The following is a 23,674-nucleotide window of genomic DNA, read 5'->3' as shown; positions in this document are numbered from 1 at the left end:
CTACCCCCTGATAGGATAGATTGCTTCGCTCTTCAAATACAAACATATAAAATTAACAATCAACCATTGATCAATAATCCTTAACATTTACGCTAACTGTTCGACAATCCGCTTTGTGGGCCCAGGGCTGCTCATCGTATAAAAATGTAATACTGGAGCACCAAAATCTATCAATTCCCGACACATATTCACCATCCACTCCTGACTGACCTGATGCACATCTACATTAGTCTTACAAGCATCCACAGCATCACTCAACTCTTCTGGAATATCCAAATGAAATATCTTAGGCAAAGCTATCAGCTGCTTCTTTGAAGTCAAGGGCTTCAATCCTGGAATAATAGGCACATGAATACCATTGTCCCTACATTTAAGGACAAACTCTTTGTACTTATCAATATTATAGAACATCTGGGTCACGATAAATTCTGCTCCCATCTCCACTTTTTTCTTTAACCATTTGAAGTCCGTATTAAAGTTCGGCGACTCAAAGTGCTTTTCAGGATAGCCAGCTACACCAATACAAAAGTCCGTCTGTTCCGAGCTCTCTACATCTTCATGCAGGTAATGCCCCCCATTCATATCCTTTACTTGCTGTAATAGATCCGTAGCATAAGCATGTCCACCTGGCGTAGGAATGAAATCAGCGTCTCCCCTACGGGCATCTCCCCGTAACACCAAAACGTTGTCAATACCCAAGAAATTTAGATCTATCAATGCATTCTCTGTTTCCTCTTTGGTAAAACCACCACAGATAAGATGAGGTACAGCATCCACCTTATATTTATTCATTATTGCGGCGCATATCGCTACCGTTCCAGGGCGTTTACGATAGGCAACACGCTCTAACAAACCATTAGCATGTTCCTTATACAGGTAATCCTCCCGGTGATAAGTCACATCAATAAAAGGAGGGTTAAATTCCATTAACTCATCCATTGTATTAAAAATACTTTGGATCCCTTTGCCCTTAGCAGGCGGAAGAAGTTCAAACGAGAACAAAGTCTTCCCATCAGCCTGTTTAATATGGTCGATAATCTTCATACAATTGTTTTTAGGCTAAGAGAAAGCACACAAAGACCTTGTGATTCTGCAGCTTATCTTTTCCGCCAACTGGTGGATAGAATGTAGCACCTTGAACAGCGTCAGGTTGCTAAGGCTTCTTCGGGTCTATTCCCTCGGCCTTTCTCTATAAGCTCTGCTAATATCGGTGTTAAAAGTGGAAAGTAAAAATGAAAAAGTAAAAAATTACTCTTTGTACAGATCGACCAATCCCTCAGGAAGCTCTACTTCAATGATTTCTTCATCGGGATCAATCCCTAGAATCAAATCATCGGAGAGTGGAAACATCAATTCTTTACCATCGATATCTACCGTAGCTATAAACTGCTGCGGCATCTCCTGCACTTCAATAATTTCTCCGAGTTCACCATGCTCTTCGTCAATGACCAAGTACCCCACTAAATCTGTATACCGGAAATCATCTGGATCCCGTTCCGGCATCTTATCATTCGGCAGGTACATTTTTTTACGGACCAACACCTGCGCTTTATCAATATGATCTACATCTTCAAATGTAGCATATGCGGTACTGTTGTTATGAAGCTTGATCTGATCCACAAAATAAGGAACCAACTTCTTATTCACCTCTAAAAAGATAATCTCGAAGTCCAGTTCATTATAATCCTCAAATTCAAAAAACAATTGCACCTCCCCTTTGAGTCCTCTGGTTTTACTTACATATCCGATGTAAAAGCTTTCTTCTATGGTCATTCTATCAAATTAAAAGTCAAAAATAAAAATTAAAAAAGAAAAACTTTCATGATTCCAATGAATCATCAACGGAGATGAAAGTTCTTGATGGCCTATGGTCCGAACGAAGCGAGCTCATTGACTCCTTAAAAAACATGAAATGATCAATAAAATATACAGCTTCAGAAAAAAATGGTCGGCCCATAATATGAACCGACCATTTTTCTTTGAATACTTTATGAAAGATTAACCTTCAGTTTCTTCTGTGTTTTCAGCAGTTTCAGTTACTTCTTCAGCAACTTCTTCTACTGGTGCATTTTTTGCAGCTACAGCGGCAGCTTTTTCTTCTTTTTTCTTAGCCTCAGCTACTAAAGCTGCTTTTTTAGCTTCTTCTTTAGCATTTGCAAGACCAGATTTTTTACCTTCAATCTTAGCAGTGTTACCTTCAGCCCAGTTCGTAAAAAGCTCTTCAGCTTTAGCCTCATCAAAAGCTCCTTTTTTCACACCACCTTGCAAGTGTTTTTTGTACAACACACCTTTGTAAGAAAGGATAGCACGTGCTGTGTCTGTAGGTTGAGCACCTTTGTTCATCCAATCTAAAGCTTTTTCGAAATCTAAAACGATAGTTGCTGGATTAGTGTTTGGGTTGTAAGAACCTAAACGCTCGATGAATTTACCATCACGTGGTGCACGTGAGTCTGCTACTACTACGTGGTAAAAAGGTTTTCCTTTTTTACCATGTCTTTGCAATCTGATTTTAGTTGCCATGTTTAATTATTATTTATGTATTCAACATATCCCCCGTACTGTATGTAAGAGGGGACGCAAAGATAACAATAAAAAGTAAAAAATAAAAACCGAGCTTGCGAGTTCAACGAAGTTAATTAAAAAGACAAACTGATTTTTAATCACTTAATACTGCTATAGGCAAAAAGTCTACCCTCCAAAATAATTAGCTTATAGCCTATTGCTTATCGCTTAAAGTCTCTTTTGAATTTCCCATTTTTAATTTTTACTTTGTAGGATGAACAATGTCGCTCCTCTCCGAATTCTTAAAGCATCTGCCGGTTCTGGTAAGACTTTCAGTCTCACCCTCCATTACCTATCCCTATTACTGGTCAATGAAAACAGCTATCGTGAGATTTTAGCCGTTACCTTTACCAATAAAGCTACGGCAGAGATGAAAGAACGTATTCTCTCTGTGTTACAAGGTTTGGCAATCGGTGATAACAGCGGAAAAATAAAAAGTTTCAGAGATTTGTTAATTGAACAGAATCCAAGCTGGAACGCAGCCTCACTTCAACAAAAAGCACACCGTGTATATCGAAAAATCTTACACGACTATAGCCACTTTACCATCAGTACGATTGATGGATTCTCTCAGAAGGTAATCCGGTCGTTTACTTACGAATTGAACCTTGATGCGGGTTATAAGATCGAAATGAACACCAATAAGGTGAAGGCCGATCTAACCATCATGCTCAATCAGTTATTAGATGAACGACCAGATCTATTGGATTGGATTATTGGTTATGCAGAAAAAAAAATCAGTAATAACGAGAATTGGAATTACAGAAATCAACTTGCACAGTTAGCGGGTTTAATTTTTTCCGAAAATTTTCAGGAGTTCGATGGTGCTCTGGTATCGGCAGATACCAACCGGGTATTCAATCTGCTTAACACAGAGGTCATAGACAAGACCCAATCCTATCTAGATGCTGTCAGCCACACGATAACATCTTTTCAAGATACCTATCGAACATTGCAGATCCAAGCGGATAACATGAAGGGCAAATCCCGCAACAAATTGGTCTCAGCGTACAAGGTATCCCCTCGTGTCCATAAGCTCTCCTTATCAGACCTCGACAAAGTCATGGAACGATTTATAGCACTTATTGACAATGAAGAAGCATTTACGGATGTAAATAAAAACGTACAGCACGATTACATACACGCATTTCAACCTGTATTACAACAGTTTATAGAACTCCAAAACCTGACACCTATATACATCGCTTATCAGGCCGTTCAAGGCAACTTATATTACCTCCGACTGCTAAAAGAAATGTCTGACCTTTTAAGCATCTGGCGCAAAGAAAATGCTGCGCAGTTGATTTCAGATTCACAGATTCTATTAAACAAGCTGGGGCTTGACAACAACAACGATCCTACCTTTATTTGGGAAAAAATAGGTAATCGCTACAATTACTTCCTGTTTGATGAGTTTCAGGACACTTCCCGGATTCAATGGAAAAACTATAGTCCGCTATTATTGAATGCACTTGGTAATACGGAAGGAAAGCAACATGAACACCTTATTGTCGGAGATGTCAAACAAAGTATTTACCGCTGGCGTAACGGCGATTGGCGGATCCTATTGCAGCAAGTAGAAGATCAAGTCAGCAACTCATTTCATCTATCCGAAATAACAAAGAAAACTTTTATCGAGAATGGTATACTAGATACCAATTACAGAAGTCTTCCTAATATCATTCGGTTCAACAACTATGTGTACGAACAAATTCCAAGACATCTACAGCAGGTACTGAATGACAAAATCTCCGACGAACTCTCTGACGAAGGGCTACGTTGGTGGCGTAATGAACAGAATGACAGCATGCTCATTCGAGCCTATGAAAACAGCAGTCAGCTCATTCCTGAACAAAAAAGTAACACCCCCGCAGAACAAGGCTCTATCGAGATTGATTATCTCCCCGTCAACGATGGCCGATTCAGGGCCAATCAGGTATTAGAGCAAGCGACGGATAATCTCTGTCAAAAGATAGGCGAATGGATTACCTCAAAAAGATATAAGGCCAAACAAATTGGCATATTAGTTCGAAGCAATGCACAGGCCATGCTCGTCATCCAGAAATTAATGGAATACAAGAATGTACACGAGCTGTCTTTTGATGTTATTTCAGGAGATGCGCTAGCTTTAGCATCAAATGACGCCGTAATCTTGCTGACAGAAACACTAAAAGCATTTGTCCATAACTCAGATCTGCATATCATTCATCATGCCCGTATAGCCTATCTATATCAGTTAATCCAGACCGGACAAGCCTTTGATTCTACAGTATGGCTGCAGTTCAAGGCTAATGACATTCAATCGTTGGACGGAATACTGCCAGAACAACTCCTCACAAACTGGGGGGCATGGCAAAAACTCCCCCTCATCCACCTGGTAGAGAAGCTTATAGAGATCTATGGTTTCACTTCCGAGAACAATATACACCTACCGTATATCCTTACTTTTAAGGATGTAGTGGGCAACTTTACGTCCAGTGGAGAAAGAGGAATCACGCAATTCCTTGATTTTTGGGAAGAGGATGGCAACAGAGTAGTCCTCCCATCCAGTGGCAAAATCAATGCTATTGAAGTGACCACAATACATAAGTCCAAAGGACTAGCTTATGATGTCGTCATGATCCCTTTCTGTGCTTGGGGAATTGATGGTATGCTCAATGGCGACTTTTGGATCAATACCGAAAACTCTCCCTTTGCACAACTGGGTAAAATACCGATCAAATACAACAGTAATATCGGTCGTTCAATTTTTTACAAGCAGTACTATGAAGAAATGTTATTTAACTACATGGATGCGCTCAACACCCTTTACGTAGCTACCACACGCGCCGTCGAACATCTCTATATTACAGCTCCAGGCTTTAAAGAAGTGGTAGATAAAAAGACTGGTGCGATTACCGGGTTAGACATTAAAAATGAACTGATCTCAGATGTGTTGTACCAAGTGCTGGAATATAACGGTGCTCCATTTCAACTGCAAGAAGGTCGCATAAAAATAGACCAGATTATTACAAAAACCACCGAGTCTATTCCTGTTAGCGATACAGCTTCTTCCATTGCTTTAAAAAGCTACCCCATCTCCAAAGCACTGGAAACAGCATTAAGCAAATCAAGCCGAAGGACCATCAATACCATCCTCATGATGGAAAAAGCCTCGCAATATGGCATACTAGCACACGAGATAATGGCGGAAGCCTCTAAAGAAAGTGATATAGCCCGCATTATAGCACGATACATAGATGAAGGTGTGCTTGCTCTTGAAAACAAGGAAATTTTAGAAAAGGAAATCCACCAGATCTGGCATCATCCCCAAATCCACCCTTGGCTCATCGGCAACCATAAAATTTGGAATGAATCAGCTATAATTACTTCCGATGGAAGAACCTTAAGACCCGATAAAGTTTTTACCAATACCGAAGAAACCATCGTATTGGACTTCAAATTCACCAGTGACAACTATATCGAGCATAAAACACAAGTAGACCAGTATATGAAAGCACTTCAAAATCTAGGTTACAAACAAGTCAAGGGCTATTTGTATTATGCCAAAATAAATGAGCTCCTCGAAGTCAAGTAGGTAAAGTAATATCTCAATACTCATATCTTATATCTCAATACTATAAACATGGTTCCATTTTTAAAAATAGTCGCCGAAGATATTCAGAAGCGTTTCGGTAATGACCTTTCTGAAATAGCTATTGTTTTTAACAATAAGCGTCCCATTACCTACCTGAAGAAACATCTCGCAGACACTTACAGGCAAGCGATCTGGTCCCCTCAGTTCTTTACTATTCAGGAATTCTTTGCGCTTTCGTCCAACGCTGAACAAGTTAGTCAACTGACACAATTTTTCTACCTCTTTGAGTTGCACAACGAACTTCTAGAGCAAGAAGGATTGACACCTGAATCACTGGAAGAATTTTATCCCATTGCAGAAATCATCTTAAGTGACTTTAGTCAATTGGACTACGATCTGGTCAATATTGATCATATTTTCATGGAATTATACGACACCAGTCGTATTGATATCGAATTTCAACACCTAACAACCGAACAACAAAACTTTATCCGGCAGTTTTGGCAATCTTTCAATATGGCAGGCCATACCGGAGTGCAGCAACGTTTCTTAAAACTTTGGAAACGACTACCTGTACTTTATAAGAATTTCAAAACCAAGCTACAGTCTCTGAAACAGAGCAATTTTCCTACAATTTATCGCAATCTTGTAGAGCGGACTACGGACAATCCTGATTTCTTAGCTTCGTATAAAAAGATTCTATTTGTAGGATTCAATGCTTTGAACAATGCAGAAGCGCAACTATTCAAACGTTGGCAAGAAGAAGATCGTGCATTATTCTACTTTGATACAGACACTTATTATCTAGAGGACACGCAACAGGAAGCCGGATTATTTATTCGCCGTAATATTTTTCAAACGGGGTTAATAAACGCTATCAAAGATAGCGGCAATTCTATTGGAAACCGAAAAGACGCCGTCCATCTTTATGCTTCGACGGGAAAAGTAAGCCAGACAAAGCTGCTTCATCAGATCCTCTTAGAGCAAGATCTGGAAGGCAAGAGCGCTGCTATACTATTAGCGGACGAAACACTATTAGTCCCTCTACTGCAAAGTCTTCCCGATATAAAAGTAAATATTACAACTGGGTTTCCCTTGACACAATCGCCAATATTCGGTGTACTAAGTCTTTGGATGGACGTCCATGAAGATATTTCGCATCTCAAAAAGAACAAGATACCCTACCAATATCTAGAGAGCTTTCTCAACAACCCTATGACTAGGATTTCAGCACAGGAAAAAAAATCCTGTCAGGAATTTGTGACGGAAAAACAACTATTTGAGATCGGATTAGAAGACATACAAATAAGCAGCAGCTCACTCCCCCATTTTTTCAGGCCATTAAACCAACCAAAGGATGTTATCCCTACGCTCATCCATATCTTAGACAACCTACTGCTTTCCTTAGCGCTAGATAGCCAGATTAAACAAATCGATGCCAACCTCTTAATAGAGACAAAAAAAGTGCTCCATCAATTACATCTGGGATTTTCAAAAATACCACAGCTGAGCATTGTCTTCCAGATAGGTCTGATCCGAAAAGCCATCGTTACGATCAATTCTGCTATAGAAGGAGATCCATTAGATGGATTACAGATCATGGGATTATTGGAAAGCCGTTGTCTTAACTTCGACCATGTTTATATTCTTGGTGCAAATGAGGGTATTTTACCAAAAACATCAGCCGGTGTAACATTTCTACCAAACAATTTACGCCGGGCTTATGGACTGCCTATTTTAGAAAATCAGGACGCCTTGACCGCATACCTCTTCTACAGGCATTTTCAGTATAGTGAAAATATCCGCATTTTTTACAATAGCATAGTCGATGAGAGCAGCTCCGGGGAGGAAAGCCGTTTTATCCGCCAATTGGAGTTTGAAAGTCAGTTTCAATTTGCGAAGCACCAGCAGCAACAGAACATTCAGTTTCCTTCCGCTTCACCAGAACTAATCATCCCAAAAACGGAGGCTATATGGGACAAGATGTACAACACTTTCGTACGAAACAAACGTCGAATATCAGCTACCGCTCTGACCACCTATCTGGCTTCACCGCTGCAGTTCTTCTTAAAACATGTAGCCGAAATAAAAGAACCACCTGCTATATCACAGGAATTTGAAATGAACCGTCTTGGCACTGTGATTCACGAAGTGATGGAGAAAATCCTCTTTCCCTACAAAGGTATAGCGGCATTTACGTCTACCAACGAATTAAAAGAGAAAATAGGGACTATTGAATCCTTGGTCTTAAAGGAAATTGGAAATCAATACCACAGCACCTTCAAATCTGTGGAGGAACTCAATAGCCTCCAAACGATCATGCACAAGATAGGGTGTGAATACGTCAAGATGTACCTGCAATACGATATAGACCATTATCAATCTTTCCGTATTGTTGAATTAGAAAATGATCAAGACTATACGATCGATTTCGAGATTAGCATTAACGATCGGCCTGAGGCAGTAGCATTGTTTGGAATTATTGACCGTGTCGACCAGGTAGTTACAGATTTAGGAGAGGTCAAAACACGTATCGTCGATTACAAAACAGGAGCAGATGCTGTCAAATTCTCCAGCATGGAAAAGGTATTGTCTGCTAATACGGAAAACAAAGCCTTAGTGCAGACACTTTTCTATACGCATGTATTTGAGCAGGTCACTGGTCACCGAGGATTGGAACCCCATTTATATGTAGCACGTAAGATGCGTGACGAAGGCACCTTGTTTTACGGCAGTTATGGCACATTAATGGAAGGGGATTTTTTGGCCGAACAAAAGGCAAATTTTGTAGATTTCTTAAGAATGACACTGGAAGAGATCTTTAATCCAAATGTTCCGTTCCGACACAATCCAGATGCACATATATACCCCTCAGATCCCTATACACTTTTCTATCGGAATGCAGTCCGTATAAACGAAGAAAGCGAGCTCTAACAACGAACTCGCTTTCCATCTATTAATTCATCTTGAGGCGCTTCATCGCTCGCTCAGCCCGACGTGTAGCGATCTGTACTTTATAATCCAACCACTTATCCTTAAATATTTTACGCATAGTATCGTCAAAGTGGCGTGTTATAAATAGATTTCGCGCACCCTTTAATTTCTCTCCTAAGGAATTCGCTAGTGCACGAACGGATATAGAATAACCTTCTGTCTCATACTGAATATAATGCCACCAGCCTGCTGGCATATAACAGGTTTCGCCCGGACCGATCACCGCTTCGTAACCGTCCAACAATCTCAAAGCCGGATAATCGTCGGTACTGCTGTGCTTCAAATTGGCAATACTATGAAAATTATAAGGCAATTTGTACATTAAATCCGATTGATCATTGGGGAACAACCAAATCCGCTTATATCCCTGAAACTGAGAGATGAACACGTGCGACATATCGATATCAAAGTGATTTCGCGTTGCAGATCCTTCACCTCCAAAAAACATATAAGGTAGACCTTGTATTACCTTCCCCCCAGTCACATCGTTATAAACGACATCCTTTTTTAATTCAGGCCTGATTTTCAAAAGGTTGAATAAAAAAAGACGAAGCTCCGTCGGTTCTGCACTGATTTTATCTAGGTACTCCGCAAACGTCATTTTACCCACCGGAGGACTTGCCGCATAGTTTTGACTTTCCTCCTCTTTACCATAAACATTTATCTTTTCGCTTCCAGCTACTTCTTTGAAATAGTCATAGCTCCATTTAGACCAGCATGCACTATCTTTGCTTATAAAGTCCTTAATGATTACAGGTTGTCCCTTATTGAGGTAATCTCTCACAAAATCCTTTGGAGCGATTCCCGATATTTTATCGACAGGTTGTAGTTTCACAAGATTTCTAGTTTATTTCCTTCTATACTATAAAGTAACAAAAACGGATATTTTTAAAAAAAATATTTCCACACTTTTAATGCCATCATTGATTTTTCCCGTCTTTATTTAGAAACAATCTAAGCATCAAGGTGTAGAAATAGTGATTATTTTATTAATAAGACCACAGGTCTTGCTCCCAATCCATGATTACTTTTTTAATACGCTCAGATTCAAACAATCGCTCAATATCGTCTTGTATGTAATCTTTAATACGCATATCCTCCGGATTGTCCTGTTTTACTATATAACTGGAAAACAGGCGTTTGATAAAAATATCATCATAACTCAACCCTGTAGCGGCATTATGTCTATTCATTGCTTCCTTATTCACGAATACATGTCGTGCCTCTGGAAAATAGATCCAAAATGCCGGTGTAGCATCCACTACCGGTCCAAATGGATCTGTAGCCGGCAATGCCGGAACATTTTCTGGAGTAGTCGAGTTTTCGTTAGCAGTATTATTAACCGCACCTTCTGGCTTCACGGCAAATGGATCAAACGGGTCAGAGCTATCTGCTGCATTTTTTACAGCTCCCTGCTGTACGGCATTTTCCATACCGGGAACCTGCGGTGTAATAAGCGGCGCAATACCTACGATACGGGGTTCAAAGACCGATCGCTGTTTATCAAAGATCCAATCTTCCTTAATCCGAAATTTCAGCACATTTTCGCCGCTAAACGCACGATTCTCGTACTTAGAGCTAATAACCTCGTTGTTTTCGTTAAACTGCTCTACCAATACACTATCTCCACCCAAACGAGCCATTACCTGATCTATAGGTAAGATCTGCATGAGTTCAAAATTATCACCCGTAGGGTTATCAGCCGTCGGCGTAGGATCATATGCTGTCAGCTCTCCTGCTTGGATTGCTTTGACGATAATGTCCATCAGACGCGCTTTAGGTGATGCAAAGATCTGATTCATCTTCTCCCGAAGATCAAGCTCTCTCCACACACGCTTCCGATAGAACACATCCGTCTGTCGGATTGGTGCATAATCAATTACCTTTCGGTTTTCGATATCCGTATTTTTATAATACCCATCGATAGGCGGTTGATCCGACTTGCTGCGAACAGGCTTTGTGCTATTCGATAGGTTAGAGTCTTGCGCCAAACCGGCAAAAGCTATACCTATACAGGCTATCGATAAAACTATCTTCTTCATAATAGTACTTATTATGCTACTAATTTGTCACTTGGAAAGTAATTGGCTCCAAGTTTTGTGCCATACCATCCGGCCCAACACCAACTATATCGTAAATCATTACTACAGAGCCTGATTTTATACCGCTCAATCCCGACTTCATCTGCGCACTGAAATCATTGCCACCAGATGAGTACGGGCCGATTGGATCTACCCGAGGTATAGCTATATACATGCTAAACTTAGTTACTCTAAATTTAGCATCAAAATCAAAATTATCCAACGCCGCTGATACAACCGTCTGCCCTCTCAATTGGGCCGCCGAAATACGCCCTCCAGTCTTGCCTCCTACCCGTGCCGTTGGTTTTGGAATACGTTTCACACGAAACTTCGATGTCCCTAGATTCTGTGTCTTACCGTCTACTGTCGCGGTCACATTCAAAGAAACATCACCAGGAGACGAAACCCTTGCAATATATTTAGCATCTCCTTTTGCAGTTAAATTTACGCCAGAACCCGAAACTTTTAAACTTTCAACAGGTACTCCTGGGGCAGATATTGATATAGGGTTGTCTACTCCAATATACAATACGTTCATCGCGTCAGGCGAAACCACAGCCGAAGGCTTAGAAACCTGAAATGTCATCGGTTCTGTCTCGTAAGTTTTCACCGTACCATCCGTCTGCTGTACACGGATAGATCCACGCCAAGTGTGCGTACCTACACCCGGAGTTAATGAATACGTACCTTGTCCATCGACAACGGGAATGGACGAACCATTTACCGATATCTGTGGGCTTGATTTCGAGTCATAAGCCGTCAAAAACACTTTCGCGGTATAAGGCTGGCCTGCAATAAGATAAGAAGTAGGTGCTACCGCTACAGCAGCAAACTTATCCAAGTTAACAACTGCTTGGTCCATCTTACCAAAGATATGTTTCACTACTGCCGACTCTGCATTTTTAGCATCGGCATTTATTTTATCTAATGCCGTAATGGCTGCTGTCAATGGAATACCACTACCAAAATTCACGTCCTCCCAGCTTCTCTTAATCCCACCTCTGGGTGCCGGATCTTCTGCCGACAACGCAAAACTCACCTCGTTATTTGTCAGCTTCTTCAATTTATCTGACGTACTATTGATTAAATCCCGAAGCTGCTTTCCTCTTCCTTCATTAATCATCACACGATACGAAATATCTGTACTACTGCGAAATTTTACATCACCTGTCTCTTCGTCCATTCCTCCTCCCTGTGAAGAAAGAGTTTGGTTATATTCCGTCAGCTTAGCAGTCAACTGAGCTATCAATTTTTGTGCCTCTTCAGCTTTTGTTAATAACGGTTGAGCACGTTCTGGGTTCTCTTTCATTTTTGTCTCGCGAAAAGCCAAAAACATATTATCAATACCGGTCTGTGTATTCTGTGTAGATGTATTTAAACTATTACCTAGATTTCGGAATGCATCCAAAATAGAATCCGATACATTCAGCGCCACTAAACCTAATAGCACTAAGTATAGGATGCCGATCATCCGTTGTCTAGGTGTCTCCTTATGTCCTGCCATAATCTTTAATTTTCCTTAAATCCCCATTTAATTTAAGTGACACTTAGGAACGATTTGCATTCATTGCCGACAACATATTGCCATAAATAGCATTTAACGATGTCAGATTCTTATTAAATGTACTTACCTGCTCTTTAAATTGTTGCATATCTCCAGACGCTTCGTTAAACGTCTGCAAGTCTGCTGCTGCACGCTCAAAGGCATGGCTAAGCTGAGACGCTCCGGTTGAAGCTGCATTCAATTTGTCTGCAAACTGGTTAGTCGCGACAGCCGTATCGGCGACTTTAGAAATAGCAGACACTTTATCACTAAACGTACGCAGGCCATCCCCCAAATTACCAATTAAGTTTTCATCAATTTTAGCATCCTGCAATAATTTATCCAATGCAGCTGTATTTCCAATTGCTGTAGGCTGGGCAACTGCTACTGTAGCACTTCGCTTCGGAAGTTCGCCATTGAAGTCTTCATCCAGCTCGGGATACACTCTTGTCCAGTCTACTTCTTTCTCTGCTGACATAAACCCCATGATGAAGAATAATAATGCTTCTACCGCAAGACCAATACCTATCATCCATTCACCGCCTTTAAAGTGAAGAATTTTAAACATCAAGCCGATAATTACGACTGTTGCTCCCCAGTTGATAAATGTATTGATTCCGAAACCAAACTTCTTTTTGCGTGCCATTTGACTAATGCTAATAATATAATTCGTTACTAATTTCTTAAAACTCCTTTTAATATGCTACTCCCGCATACTTTGTAACAGATCTAAAGCCGATGTATGATTTCGATGTATCTTGATACTCATACTGTCTTGTTCCGTTCTGCAGGAAAAAACCTACATCTTTCCATGACCCACCACGGATCACTTTACGCTTCATTGTCTCCAGGTCGGAAGCTTTAGCATTATACGTGTACGTTGGGTTCATGTCATGTACGAAAGAATATGCCGATTCATTGTAACTTGACTGTGTCCACTCCGCGACGTTACCTGCCATATTATACAGACCGAAATCATTTGGCCAATACGAATATACAGGCGCCGTATAAGCGACTCCATCGTCAATATAATTACCTCTTCCTGGTTTAAAATTCGCCATTAAACAACCACGAGCGTTACGGGCTGTAGGCCCTCCCCAAGGATATTGCATTCCCACCTTACCTCCTCTTGCAGCATATTCCCACTCTGCCTCAGAAGGGAGTTGGTAATCAAATCGCGGTTGAACTCTATTTTTAGCAGCTTGATTATTGAATAACTGCGTTCTCCAAGAGTTAAACGCCTGTGCTTGACGCCAAGTCACTCCCACTACAGGATAATCATCAAACGAAGGATGTGAAAAATAGCCGTTTACCATTGGCTCGTTAGCCGCGTAACTAAAATCAGCTAACCATACCGTAGTATCCGGATAGATAAGCATCGTATCACGCATAATGAAATCCGAACGTCTTTTTGAAGGATCATTCTTACCGCGAACCGCAGCTTGTAGGTCGTACCATTCAAAGTGATATTTCAATAGACGTACGTCTAGCTCATTGCGTCCAAACACACGATCTTCACCTTGATAAAACATACTGTTCAATCGCTCCCGCTTTTCCTGCTCTTTCGCTCTCCATGGAGATTGCTTATTTACCTTATCCCAATCAATATAGCGTTCGCCACCACCACCTTCACCTTGTACAAAATAAGAATCATCGCCCAAAAAATTATGAATTAAGATAGAATCTCTAACCCAGTTGACAAACTGACGATACTCACTATTTGAAATCTCTGTGTCGTCCATATAAAACGGAGCGATAGTTACCTGACGATTTTGAGCCGTCTGCGAAAAACCGATATCTTCGTCCGATTGTCCCATGATAAAAGTACCGCCGGGAATTAACACCATACCGTGCGGTGTCTTACTCGCCTTCAATTTATCCAATCGTACGCCTACTAGCTCACCTGAATTACTGGGGCCTTTGCAACCAATTGCTGTTATAGCAATCAGCATACATAGCAAACCATAAGACAATCTGTACCGACTAAAATCCATAAACTAAATAATCTAAGCTAAAAAACTCTTAAAGCCTCGATATCAACCTCATCCAATCTCCCATGATTCAGTTGAGAAAGATACGCTCCTAAAAAACTGCTTCTAACGCCGGTTTTTGGCAAAAGAAGCATCTAAAAATAGGTGTTAATTATGTTATTCGAACAAGAATTCTCAAAAAAAAGTAAAAAAAAGTTAAAGCGAACCCCTTTTTAACATCTTTTAACACGACTCTTCCCCTGCAACTAACACTCCTATATGAAGTAAAAGTTGCGTGCAAGGCACGCAACTTTTACTTATTGACTTGTTTGATATATTGTTCTACCGCCATCGTCATACTCGGTGCGCTTGGTGTAGGAGCAGGGATATCCAACAACAATCCTTTTTCTAACAAGGCCTGCTGTGTGCTCGCTCCAAAAGCAGCAATACGCGTACTATTCTGCACGAAATCCGGAAAATTCTCATACAATGATTGTACACTTGAAGGGCTAAAAAACACGATGATGTCATAAAATACATCTTTCAAGTCCGTAATATCGCTTATCACTGTCCGGAATAAAACCGCAGGTGTAAAGTCGTAGCCATTGTCTTGCAACCATTTTTGGGTTTCCTCATTTGCTACATCCGAGCAAGGGAACAAGAACTTCTCTTTACTGTGCTTTTTCAACACTTCCTCCAAATCCTTGGCGGTCTGTTTTCCAAAGAAAATCTTGCGTTTTCGGTACTGAATATATTTCTGCAAATACAATGCAATAGCTTCGGAAATACAAAAGTATTTCAACTCGGCCGAAACTTCAAACCGCATCTCTTCACATACGCGAAAGAAATGGTCTACAGCATTCTTACTTGTAAAAATAACAGCTGAAAATTCGGAGAAATTGATACGGTCTTTTCTTATCTCACGAGCGGGAACCCCCTCTACATGGATAAAACCACGAAAATCCAATTTCAAGTTATACTTTTCCGCTAATGTAAAATAAGGTGACTTATCATTCTCAGGTTTTGGTAAGGTAACCAACACACTTTTTACTTTTTTTGCTCTCGCAACATCGATCTGCATAAATTGTTTCTTTAACTGTTTAGTGCTTTCACTAATATTAAAATTGGTGCAATTTCTAAGCTGCAAAGATACAGAATTAAATAAAACATTGAAAACTTTAGATTTCCCACCAAACCAATCGCAGTTCGTAAAAAGCGGTATAAGAACAAGATAGACACAACAATCAGAAAGAAAATTAATATAATCTTAAAGTAGGAAGTTGAAAAAAAGGTAACGAAAAGTAGCAGCGGCATTAAGATTAACATACTATTGAAGTACACCAAATATAAAACAGCTATATACTCCCTGACCAATCGTTCTACCTCAAAAACAACTGCGATAATCCTTATAAATAAGATCTTGGCAACAAACAAAACTCCCACCAAAGCCGATAACTTCAAAAAATTACTAACACTAACATCCCCCATGGGATTATAAGCCACCTGAAAAATAAGGATGAACAGCCCCAATGAAAAGCTAAAGATGATGTATAAGAAAATATACGGCCATGAGGTCATCACATTATCTTCTTTGCTAATCTGCCCCAATATCCTATCGTTGAAGAACCCGTTAATAATATTGTGAAAGGTAGAATAGAAAAAGAGTCGCACCACACCGATACCCGAAAACAAAAGTATTAATACCCCTATAATCCATAATGGTCGGTCGGTCTTTTGCGATGGAGTCATCGTAGCCATATGCTTATCCTTGACCAAACTATTTGTAAACTCCATCCAAGAAACGAAATCATTATCGGTAACCACCAGTTTTTGACGCAGGCTATCAAGCCGTTGATTTGGTCTATTGGGGTCGACAAAAACATATATCCGAGCCAAAGAATCCTTCTTCATACGCGCATGCAATAAAGAATCTTGCTCAGCGCGCGCTGTACTATCCAACACACCAACAGAGGGGACAACTTGGGCATCAACCGACACAAAAGAAAAAACCGCTATAAATAACAAAAGCAGATATTCAACTTTTTTCCTAATTTGCGACAGCCTATTCTTTGTTTTCATGTATGCCCAAAGGTAGGATTTTTGTCTATAAAAACTAAACGAATCTATGAGTAACACAATCATTCGATGCCCATGGTGCGGCGATGACCCACTATATGTAAAATATCACGATGAGGAGTGGGGGAAAACCGTCACAGACGATCGCACCCTATTCGAATTCCTCGTGTTAGAGTCAGCACAAGCGGGCCTAAGTTGGATTACCGTCCTTCGTAAGCGTGAAGGCTACCGTAGACTGTTAGCAGATTTCGACCCCACAGAAGTAGCTCAATTCACCCCTGAACAAATCGACATGATCGTTCAGGATCCCGCAGTAATCCGTCATCGTGGCAAGATCGCAGCCACAGTAACCAATGCACAGATTTTTCTTACGATACAACAAGAGTACGGTTCTTTCTATAACTATCTGTACTCCTTTATGCCCAACCAGGCACCTATCAAAAATAAACTGATCTCGCTAAAAGATGCTCCTACCAATACCTCTGAGTCCGATGCCATTTCAAAGGACCTTAAGAAAAGAGGGGTTAAATTCTTTGGGAGCACTATTTGCTATGCCTTTATGCAAGCAGTCGGTATGGTGAATGACCATCTAGATAGTTGTCATTTTAAAAATTAATCCGTGCTTGACACCTCCTTGTAGATATCAGGGAGGTTTCGACATTGACCATTGTAGTCTAGGCCGTATCCAACCACAAACTCCTTGTCGATCTCGAATCCTACATACATGATATTATCAAAATCATGTTGTAAACAAGACGGTTTTAACAACAGGGTGCAGACCGATATACTCGCTACGTCAAGTCGCTCCAAAGCTTCCATGGTATGTTTTAACGAATTACCCGAATCGACTACATCCTCAACAATGACGATATGACGTCCTGTAAGATCCATCCCTACGCCGATCAATTCATTTATATCTCCGTGCGACGTCCCTGAATAGGAGGCCAACTTCACAAAAGACATCTCACAGGGGATATGCACCTGCTTCATCAAATCAGCCATAAACATAAAACAGCCGTTCAACACACCGATGAATACCGGATGTTTGTCGGCATACTGCACATTGATATCTATTCCGATCAGGCGAATCCGCTTCTTAATCTGCTCATATTCAATAAAAGGTTCAAAACTATAACTATCAATCTCAATCGTACGCATCTCTATTTAATTCTTTTGTTCTTTACCCATTAACTTTTCAAGGATATGTTTTTTTTCAACTTCCTCTCTTTCCATTTCTTCCATAAACAGCTCGTGTTCATCTATAACGTCACGCGATACCGTATCCTGTACCAGTGGAGCTGCTGCCCGCAGCCCCGGTTGTAACAACACTTCATAAAACCCGTAACTGGGTGGTACATCTACACCCTTCAGATCCCCGACCTTAGTCATGATATAGCCATAGGTATTAAAGTGACGTTGCACCCAAGGTCTCAGGTGTCCCGTATAATCAAAAGAAGACAACCCAGTTTTAGGACGAGGAATAATACTAGACAGGAACAAACTTTCTCCTAAATTCAGATCCTGCGGTCTCTTTTTAAAATAATATTGCGAAGCTTCAGCTATACCGTATACATCTTTGCCCCATTCGATCACATTCAGATACACTTCAAAAAGCCGATCCTTGCTTACCTGTCCCGATGCCTCCATCAACCACACCAGCAATATCTCTTCAAACTTGCGTGTCATCGTCTTCTTCCGATTCAAAAATACATTCTTCACCAGCTGCATCGATAACGTACTTGCCCCTCTTTTGAACTTTCGTTCTTTAATATTGGTCCGGATGGACAGCTTAAAAGCTTCCTCTTCAAATCCATTGTGTTTATAGAAGAAAGGGTCTTCCGTATTGCGAACCGTGGTCTTCAACACATAGGGTATCTCCGCCAGAGGCGTAAAATTAGGATTAGCAGGCCCTACCACGATATGCCTTACCAATGTGGTATCATCGTAAGCATCATATTCAAACGGAAAATTAAGCGAATCTATTTTGGCCTTTCCCCATTGTAGGACTTTAAGGTCCGTATCATCGATGGTCGACCTAAACATAATTTTATCCGGATTATCGAGCTCTACCGAAAAATCCAGACTATAGTCTACCTGCCCGGCGACCTCGACCCCTTCTAAGCTCTCAAATAATCCTTGGGGAATAGCGTCAAAAAAATTCTGTGCCGTAAAAGGGCCTGTATGCACGGATAGCTCTATTTTCTTTGTTGGCTTGAGTATCAACTTAGCTTTAGGAGCTACAGAAAATTCTTTTACCGTAACTTTTGATTTATCCGTCAGTGCAATATAATCATTAGCAATAGCTAGGCCACCTTCGGCAATACCATGTGGCAATACAATCGGCTCGTCCGATAGGCGCCTATGCTTCACGACCAAGTTCTCATATTCTACACCACCCGTCACATGTAACAAGTCCTTTTCCACTTTCTTAATTCCGGCCAAGTCAAATACCAACTTATCAAAACTGATGCCCAGACCGTATTTGCCCCTTATGAAAGGTAATTCCGTATTCTTCTCCCTAGAAGACACTTCTACCTTTAATTTCTGGTCATCGCCATTTACATAACCTTTCAGTCGCCACTCTGCATCATGATCATTCAAAAAAAGACTGGTCTCGAAATCGCCATCATCTATAATAGCTTGAGGGACTCGAATACGTTGATGCAGTAAACTATCCCGATAAGAGATTTCAAAATCATTCATCCGCATATTATCAGGGACTTTAGAAAACACCTGTTTGGCCAGACGTTGTGCCCACTCGGCAAAATTACGCTCATTTGGCTCTTCTATAGTCGTAGAGTCCTTTGCCTTTTTTCGGAAGAGAAAATCATAATTACTTACCGTATCACGCTTCACAAAAGAAATCTTTCCTCTATCGAGATCAAACTGACCTATTTTCACTTCTCCAAATAATAAGGGCCATACCCGGATCCGTACACCGAGGTGATCCATCGAGGCTAATGTATCCCGTCCCATCGGTACAATCGTCACGCCGTCAAAGACCACGGTTGTCATCCCGTCAAAACGATATTTGTCCACCGTAAAATCGATCTGTTGGTCGTTCTTCAATTTTGTCTGTACCTTTTCGACCGCAGCTTTAAGATAACCTTCGCGCTTTGACATCGCAAAAGCAAATGCTGCTCCGATCAAAACAACGAACGCGCTTAACACTATTATACCCCACCTTTTCCGTGACGTTGAAACCTTCATATCTGACGTTACCTAATTCGATGATAAACTTAGATAAAATGCTCGGAATTCCCGAAACTTGGCGAGAAAAAGTTTCACAAAATTCACAAAAACAACCTACAGATATCGTTCATGCCTCGAACGTATCTTTACCAACACCGCATTTTCAAAAACCAAATCTACACGAATAAAATTCTTATCATCCTCAGTGATACTAAACCAATAATACAACGGCAAGGATAGCCAAGCGAAAGTCCAATTTAACCCCAACTTCTTGGTTCATTTTTTATACCAACCAACCACACTTTATTAATAATTTTAAGTAAAAATCCAGCCTAAACGCAACAACAATGTTACACCAATTAATTTGAACGAAATAACTCAAACGTTTGCATTAAAATCACGCAAACGTTTGAGTATGGTAAAAACAAATAAAATAATTCAAAAAAAGGCTATAACAGCCAATAGACGCCTTGTTATTACCACATATTTGTTACTAAATTGTAAAACTAAAATTACACAATTATGAAAAGAAGTATACTAACCTTAGCAGTACTGCTATTTTGCACTTCCTTTCTTTTCGGTCAGAATATTGTCCTAACGGGGTCTGTCAAAAACAGAGAGGGCACCCCCCTTGTCGGAATAACCGTTAAAGAAAAAGGAAGCACTATCCAAACCTCCACTTCTCCGGATGGGTCTTTTAGCCTGAAAAGTCAAAGAAACTCGGGCACACTAATTTTTTCAGGGATTGGCTTCAAAAAACAAGAAATCTCCTACAAAGGGGAACATCCTGTGTCAGTTGTTTTAGAAACCGATGACTCTTCGTTGGATGAAGTTGTAATTGTAGGTTATCAAAAGCAGTCCGTAAAGAAAACAACCAGTGCCGTACAAGTTATTTCCGGAGAGCAGATAGAAAACCTCGCGGCTCCAAGTTTTGAAAGCTTATTACAAGGACGAGTATCTGGTGTAAACATTCAAAATTTCACCGGTGAACCTGGTGCAAGAAACACATTTACCGTTAGAGGTAACTCCACCATTTCGCCGGACTTAAATGCCGAAGTCGATCTTGCTAATACAATGAGTTCTCCATTATACATTATTGATGGCATGCCTCTTTCTGTTACCGACTTAGCAACATCTACTGCCACTGGAACAAACTACATAGCAGGGATTAATATCAACGATATTGAAAGCATCGTTGTACAAAAGGATGCTGCTGCAACCGCTGTATGGGGCTCTCGAGGGGCCAACGGAGTTATCATAATTAAGACAAAATCTGGGAAAGCAGCAAAACCTCAAGTTCGATTCTCTTACTACAAAGGGGTTACAGAGCGGCCGACACTTCAAAGAACATTGCTCGGTGCTACAGAACGTAGACAGAAGTTAGACATACTCTCTCAATATGCTACCTCTTCCAATATTGGAGCAGGATTTACACAACCTTTAACGGATAGTCTAAACGACAGCTACAATAATGCAACAGATTGGCAGGATCTTTTCTACAAGTCAGGAAACATTGACAACATCGATGGGAGTATATCTGGAGGGTCAGATATTGTTAACTATCGATTATCTCTCGGATATTATAATGAGGACGGAATAGTTCGCAACACAGGTTTCAAGCGGTATTCCTTACGTGGTAACTTCGGATTTAATCTAGCTTCTTTCGTTCATAGCGATCTTATGCTTTCTGTCAGCAGAATGGACAGAAAACGAGGCTTGGGACGCGGTGTTGACGAAGTTGTTCCAGTTAATCAAGCTGGTATGCCTTCTTCTTTTGTTCCTCTTTCCGATGTTGATTACGACTTTTACTATGGTCAATATGACAAACTATTAGATGACAACAAGACAGATGTTCTAAATTTATTCTCAAAAACATACTTTGACATTACCAAAGGATTACAATACTCATTCGAAGGGTCTGTCCAGGCAAATATGGATCGTCGAGATCAATTTCAACCGAGAGTGCTAAATGGAGGAGTTAACTTTGCCTCTTCAAATAAAAATGATGCATTTACGTATAATTTAGCGAATGTATTGAACTACGTAAAGAGGTTTAACGAACAGCATACAGTTACTTTAACCGGTATGCAATCTTTTCAATACGATGACTTCAAATCCTTGGAATTAACAGGATACAACCTAGCCACAGACGATATCCATGTCATTCAAGGTGTTGCTCAAAAAGACTTATACAGCTCGAGCAACAGAAGGCATTCGGGATTATTATCTTATATGGGTCAGTTTTCTTATGATTATAAATCCAAATATCTATTTAATGCTTCATGGCGTGCCGATGCTTCCTCTCGATTTGGAAAAAACACAAAATGGGGCTATTTTCCAGCGGTATCTTTGGGTTGGGTAGTTTCTGACGAAGCTTTCTTAAAGAATATGGATTTCATAAACTTTTTCAAGATAAGAGGTAGCTGGGGAAAATCCGGTGTACTGCCTAGTGATTTCTATGCACCTTTCAATGTCTGGGATCTTTCCACGACAACGTACAACGGCGAAAGTATTGCTACTCCTTCTTTTAGCAAACCGTTGACATTGACAAATCTTACCTGGAACAAATCCGCGCAAACGAATATCGGATTCGATTTAAACATGTTTAATAATCGTGTCACTGTAGTTTTCGACACATACAGAAAGATAACACAAGATCCGATAATGGCCTTCCCGTTTCCTTTTTATACAGGATACACCAAACTTTCCTACAATGTACCTATGAGTATCTACAATGAAGGATTTGATTTGACTATTTCCACTAAAAACCTCAGTCCAGGAAAGGCCTTTCAATGGAACACAAACTTTAACCTGACCTATAACAAGAACAGAATAGGATCGCTTCCATACGGAGATAAGAGTTTCTATGCTGACTCTCGTGGTTATAATCAAGCGCTATTATACCGGGTAGGTAGCCCAATCTATCAATGGGCACAGATGTTGTATCAAGGAGTCTACAATCGATTGGAAGATATCCCTGTAAATCCGATAACAGGCAATAAACTGACTTACTTTAAGACATACAATCCAGTTCTCCCTGGTTATCCAAACTGGGCTGATGTAAACGGCGATTGGGACGTATGGAGTGATGAGGATAAAGGAGCAGCCGATGGAGACTTAGTACCTACAGGAAATCCTAATCCCAAATTTACAGGAGGACTCTATAACGAATTCATCTATAAAAACTTTACTTTGGGAATTTTAGGAACTTTCACGTTTGGAAGAGATATCATCAACAACCTAAAAGCCAACCAATTCAACAGCATTGGAGGAAATGTATACAAATTCACAAACAACCGTCTTCCTGATTTAGAAGGAGTGGATTATTGGACTCCCGAAAAGGCTAAAGACCCTAACTATCAAGCAAACTTCCCGTCTATCCAACCAGGAGGATATTTTTATCAATTCTTACCATTTAGCACCATGTGGAATGAAAATGGTGATTATTTCAAGATAAAAACCGTTACGCTTGGCTATTTATTACCGGAAAATATTACACGAAAAATAGGAATAGGCCTTAACAAGGTACGAGTTTATGGTATGCTCGACAATGTTGTTACATTCCAATCGGCAAGCGTACCTGACGCCGAACTTATCTCACCTCAAGGCGAGTATTCAGGCGGAGCCTATCCATTACCACGAAAATATACGATCGGTTTAGAAGTAAACTTTTAAAAGC

Annotated in this window: 16 protein-coding genes and 1 riboswitch; of the genes, 4 read left to right on the top strand and 12 right to left on the bottom strand. The window is 40.4% G+C overall.

All coding sequences use genetic code 11. The features are described from left to right. Positions 1-87 precede the first annotated feature (87 nt). The 3 genes from G7B18_RS14630 to G7B18_RS14620 form a co-directional block, all read right to left on the bottom strand. Entirely contained in the window at positions 88-1,044 is a 957-nt protein-coding gene (locus G7B18_RS14630; protein ID WP_164111143.1) for a methylenetetrahydrofolate reductase, read from the bottom strand. Positions 1,045-1,094: 50 nt separating this feature from the next. Continuing rightward, a riboswitch (SAM riboswitch) is annotated at positions 1,095-1,198 on the bottom strand. 50 nt (positions 1,199-1,248) lie between these two features. Continuing rightward, positions 1,249-1,773: a ribosome maturation factor RimM gene (gene rimM, locus G7B18_RS14625; RefSeq protein WP_164111140.1), complete on the bottom strand. Its 525-nt coding sequence runs from the start codon at positions 1,771-1,773 to the stop codon at positions 1,249-1,251. Positions 1,774-1,998: 225 nt separating this feature from the next. Beyond that, positions 1,999-2,520 (bottom strand): 30S ribosomal protein S16, encoded by a 522-nt coding sequence (locus G7B18_RS14620; protein WP_164111138.1) that lies wholly within the window; start codon positions 2,518-2,520, stop codon positions 1,999-2,001. Positions 2,521-2,776: 256 nt separating this feature from the next. On the opposite strand from G7B18_RS14620, the gene G7B18_RS14615 reads away from it, so the two are divergent. Together G7B18_RS14615 and G7B18_RS14610 are read left to right on the top strand one after the other, a co-directional pair. Next, the gene (locus G7B18_RS14615) at positions 2,777-6,139 is read left to right on the top strand and encodes a UvrD-helicase domain-containing protein (RefSeq protein ID WP_164123288.1); all 3,363 of its coding nucleotides are present in this window, start codon (positions 2,777-2,779) and stop codon (positions 6,137-6,139) included. Positions 6,140-6,187: 48 nt separating this feature from the next. Then, the gene (locus G7B18_RS14610) at positions 6,188-9,073 is read left to right on the top strand and encodes a PD-(D/E)XK nuclease family protein (RefSeq protein ID WP_164111134.1); all 2,886 of its coding nucleotides are present in this window, start codon (positions 6,188-6,190) and stop codon (positions 9,071-9,073) included. Positions 9,074-9,095: 22 nt separating this feature from the next. Here G7B18_RS14610 and G7B18_RS14605 read toward each other — a convergent pair whose 3' ends face one another. The 7 genes from G7B18_RS14605 to G7B18_RS14575 form a co-directional block, all read right to left on the bottom strand. Next, positions 9,096-9,968 carry a cupin-like domain-containing protein gene (locus G7B18_RS14605; protein ID WP_164123286.1) on the bottom strand — a complete coding sequence of 291 codons (873 nt, stop codon included), beginning with the start codon at positions 9,966-9,968 and terminating at the stop codon, positions 9,096-9,098. A 154-nt stretch (positions 9,969-10,122) separates the two neighbouring features. Next, positions 10,123-11,175, bottom strand: a complete 1,053-nt coding sequence (gene gldN / locus G7B18_RS14600) for a gliding motility protein GldN (RefSeq protein ID WP_164123284.1) — start codon at positions 11,173-11,175, stop codon at positions 10,123-10,125. Positions 11,176-11,194: 19 nt separating this feature from the next. After that, positions 11,195-12,718, bottom strand: a complete 1,524-nt coding sequence (gldM, locus tag G7B18_RS14595) for a gliding motility protein GldM (RefSeq protein WP_164111128.1) — start codon at positions 12,716-12,718, stop codon at positions 11,195-11,197. A gap of 43 nt (positions 12,719-12,761) precedes the next feature. Then, entirely contained in the window at positions 12,762-13,403 is a 642-nt protein-coding gene (gene gldL, locus G7B18_RS14590) for a gliding motility protein GldL (protein WP_164111126.1), read from the bottom strand. Between the two features lie 49 nt (positions 13,404-13,452). After that, on the bottom strand, positions 13,453-14,709 hold the full coding sequence (locus G7B18_RS14585; RefSeq protein ID WP_240452867.1) for an SUMF1/EgtB/PvdO family nonheme iron enzyme: 1,257 nt from the start codon (positions 14,707-14,709) through the stop codon (positions 13,453-13,455). Between the two features lie 331 nt (positions 14,710-15,040). Then, positions 15,041-15,808: a uroporphyrinogen-III synthase gene (locus G7B18_RS14580; RefSeq protein WP_164111121.1), complete on the bottom strand. Its 768-nt coding sequence runs from the start codon at positions 15,806-15,808 to the stop codon at positions 15,041-15,043. Between the two features lie 11 nt (positions 15,809-15,819). Beyond that, positions 15,820-16,806 (bottom strand): DUF4271 domain-containing protein, encoded by a 987-nt coding sequence (locus tag G7B18_RS14575; RefSeq protein WP_164111119.1) that lies wholly within the window; start codon positions 16,804-16,806, stop codon positions 15,820-15,822. 46 nt (positions 16,807-16,852) lie between these two features. Here G7B18_RS14575 and G7B18_RS14570 point away from each other — a divergent pair, with 46 nt between their 5' ends. After that, positions 16,853-17,419: a DNA-3-methyladenine glycosylase I gene (locus G7B18_RS14570; RefSeq protein WP_164123274.1), complete on the top strand. Its 567-nt coding sequence runs from the start codon at positions 16,853-16,855 to the stop codon at positions 17,417-17,419. Here G7B18_RS14570 and hpt read toward each other — a convergent pair. Both hpt and G7B18_RS14560 read right to left on the bottom strand, forming a co-directional pair. After that, positions 17,416-17,961: a hypoxanthine phosphoribosyltransferase gene (hpt, locus tag G7B18_RS14565; RefSeq protein WP_164111116.1), complete on the bottom strand. Its 546-nt coding sequence runs from the start codon at positions 17,959-17,961 to the stop codon at positions 17,416-17,418. The two genes, G7B18_RS14570 and hpt, sit on opposite strands and share 4 nt — an antisense overlap. A 6-nt stretch (positions 17,962-17,967) precedes the next feature. After that, positions 17,968-20,013 (bottom strand): transglycosylase domain-containing protein, encoded by a 2,046-nt coding sequence (locus G7B18_RS14560; RefSeq protein ID WP_164111114.1) that lies wholly within the window; start codon positions 20,011-20,013, stop codon positions 17,968-17,970. Positions 20,014-20,517: 504 nt separating this feature from the next. On the opposite strand from G7B18_RS14560, the gene G7B18_RS14555 reads away from it, so the two are divergent. Beyond that, positions 20,518-23,670 carry a SusC/RagA family TonB-linked outer membrane protein gene (locus tag G7B18_RS14555; protein WP_164123272.1) on the top strand — a complete coding sequence of 1,051 codons (3,153 nt, stop codon included), beginning with the start codon at positions 20,518-20,520 and terminating at the stop codon, positions 23,668-23,670. Positions 23,671-23,674: the final 4 nt, after the last annotated feature.

The organism is Sphingobacterium sp. xlx-130 (assembly GCF_011007405.1).
Lineage (GTDB): Bacteria > Bacteroidota > Bacteroidia > Sphingobacteriales > Sphingobacteriaceae > Sphingobacterium > Sphingobacterium luzhongxinii.
This window is presented reverse-complemented; position numbering and strand designations above follow the sequence as displayed.

What these genes read in the sequence shown, in the direction of transcription:
- G7B18_RS14630 (WP_164111143.1), bottom strand. Translation starts at nt 1,044, where the DNA reads ATGAAGATTATCGACCATATTAAACAGGCTGATGGGAAGACTTTGTTC.
- rimM (WP_164111140.1), bottom strand. Translation starts at nt 1,773, where the DNA reads ATGACCATAGAAGAAAGCTTTTACATCGGATATGTAAGTAAAACCAGA.
- G7B18_RS14620 (WP_164111138.1), bottom strand. Translation starts at nt 2,520, where the DNA reads ATGGCAACTAAAATCAGATTGCAAAGACATGGTAAAAAAGGAAAACCT.
- G7B18_RS14615 (WP_164123288.1), top strand. Translation starts at nt 2,777, where the DNA reads ATGAACAATGTCGCTCCTCTCCGAATTCTTAAAGCATCTGCCGGTTCT.
- G7B18_RS14610 (WP_164111134.1), top strand. Translation starts at nt 6,188, where the DNA reads ATGGTTCCATTTTTAAAAATAGTCGCCGAAGATATTCAGAAGCGTTTC.
- gldN (WP_164123284.1), bottom strand. Translation starts at nt 11,175, where the DNA reads ATGAAGAAGATAGTTTTATCGATAGCCTGTATAGGTATAGCTTTTGCC.
- gldM (WP_164111128.1), bottom strand. Translation starts at nt 12,718, where the DNA reads ATGGCAGGACATAAGGAGACACCTAGACAACGGATGATCGGCATCCTA.
- gldL (WP_164111126.1), bottom strand. Translation starts at nt 13,403, where the DNA reads ATGGCACGCAAAAAGAAGTTTGGTTTCGGAATCAATACATTTATCAAC.
- G7B18_RS14585 (WP_240452867.1), bottom strand. Translation starts at nt 14,709, where the DNA reads ATGCTGATTGCTATAACAGCAATTGGTTGCAAAGGCCCCAGTAATTCA.
- G7B18_RS14580 (WP_164111121.1), bottom strand. Translation starts at nt 15,808, where the DNA reads ATGCAGATCGATGTTGCGAGAGCAAAAAAAGTAAAAAGTGTGTTGGTT.
- G7B18_RS14575 (WP_164111119.1), bottom strand. Translation starts at nt 16,806, where the DNA reads ATGAAAACAAAGAATAGGCTGTCGCAAATTAGGAAAAAAGTTGAATAT.
- G7B18_RS14570 (WP_164123274.1), top strand. Translation starts at nt 16,853, where the DNA reads ATGAGTAACACAATCATTCGATGCCCATGGTGCGGCGATGACCCACTA.
- hpt (WP_164111116.1), bottom strand. Translation starts at nt 17,961, where the DNA reads ATGCGTACGATTGAGATTGATAGTTATAGTTTTGAACCTTTTATTGAA.
- G7B18_RS14560 (WP_164111114.1), bottom strand. Translation starts at nt 20,013, where the DNA reads ATGAAGGTTTCAACGTCACGGAAAAGGTGGGGTATAATAGTGTTAAGC.
- G7B18_RS14555 (WP_164123272.1), top strand. Translation starts at nt 20,518, where the DNA reads ATGAAAAGAAGTATACTAACCTTAGCAGTACTGCTATTTTGCACTTCC.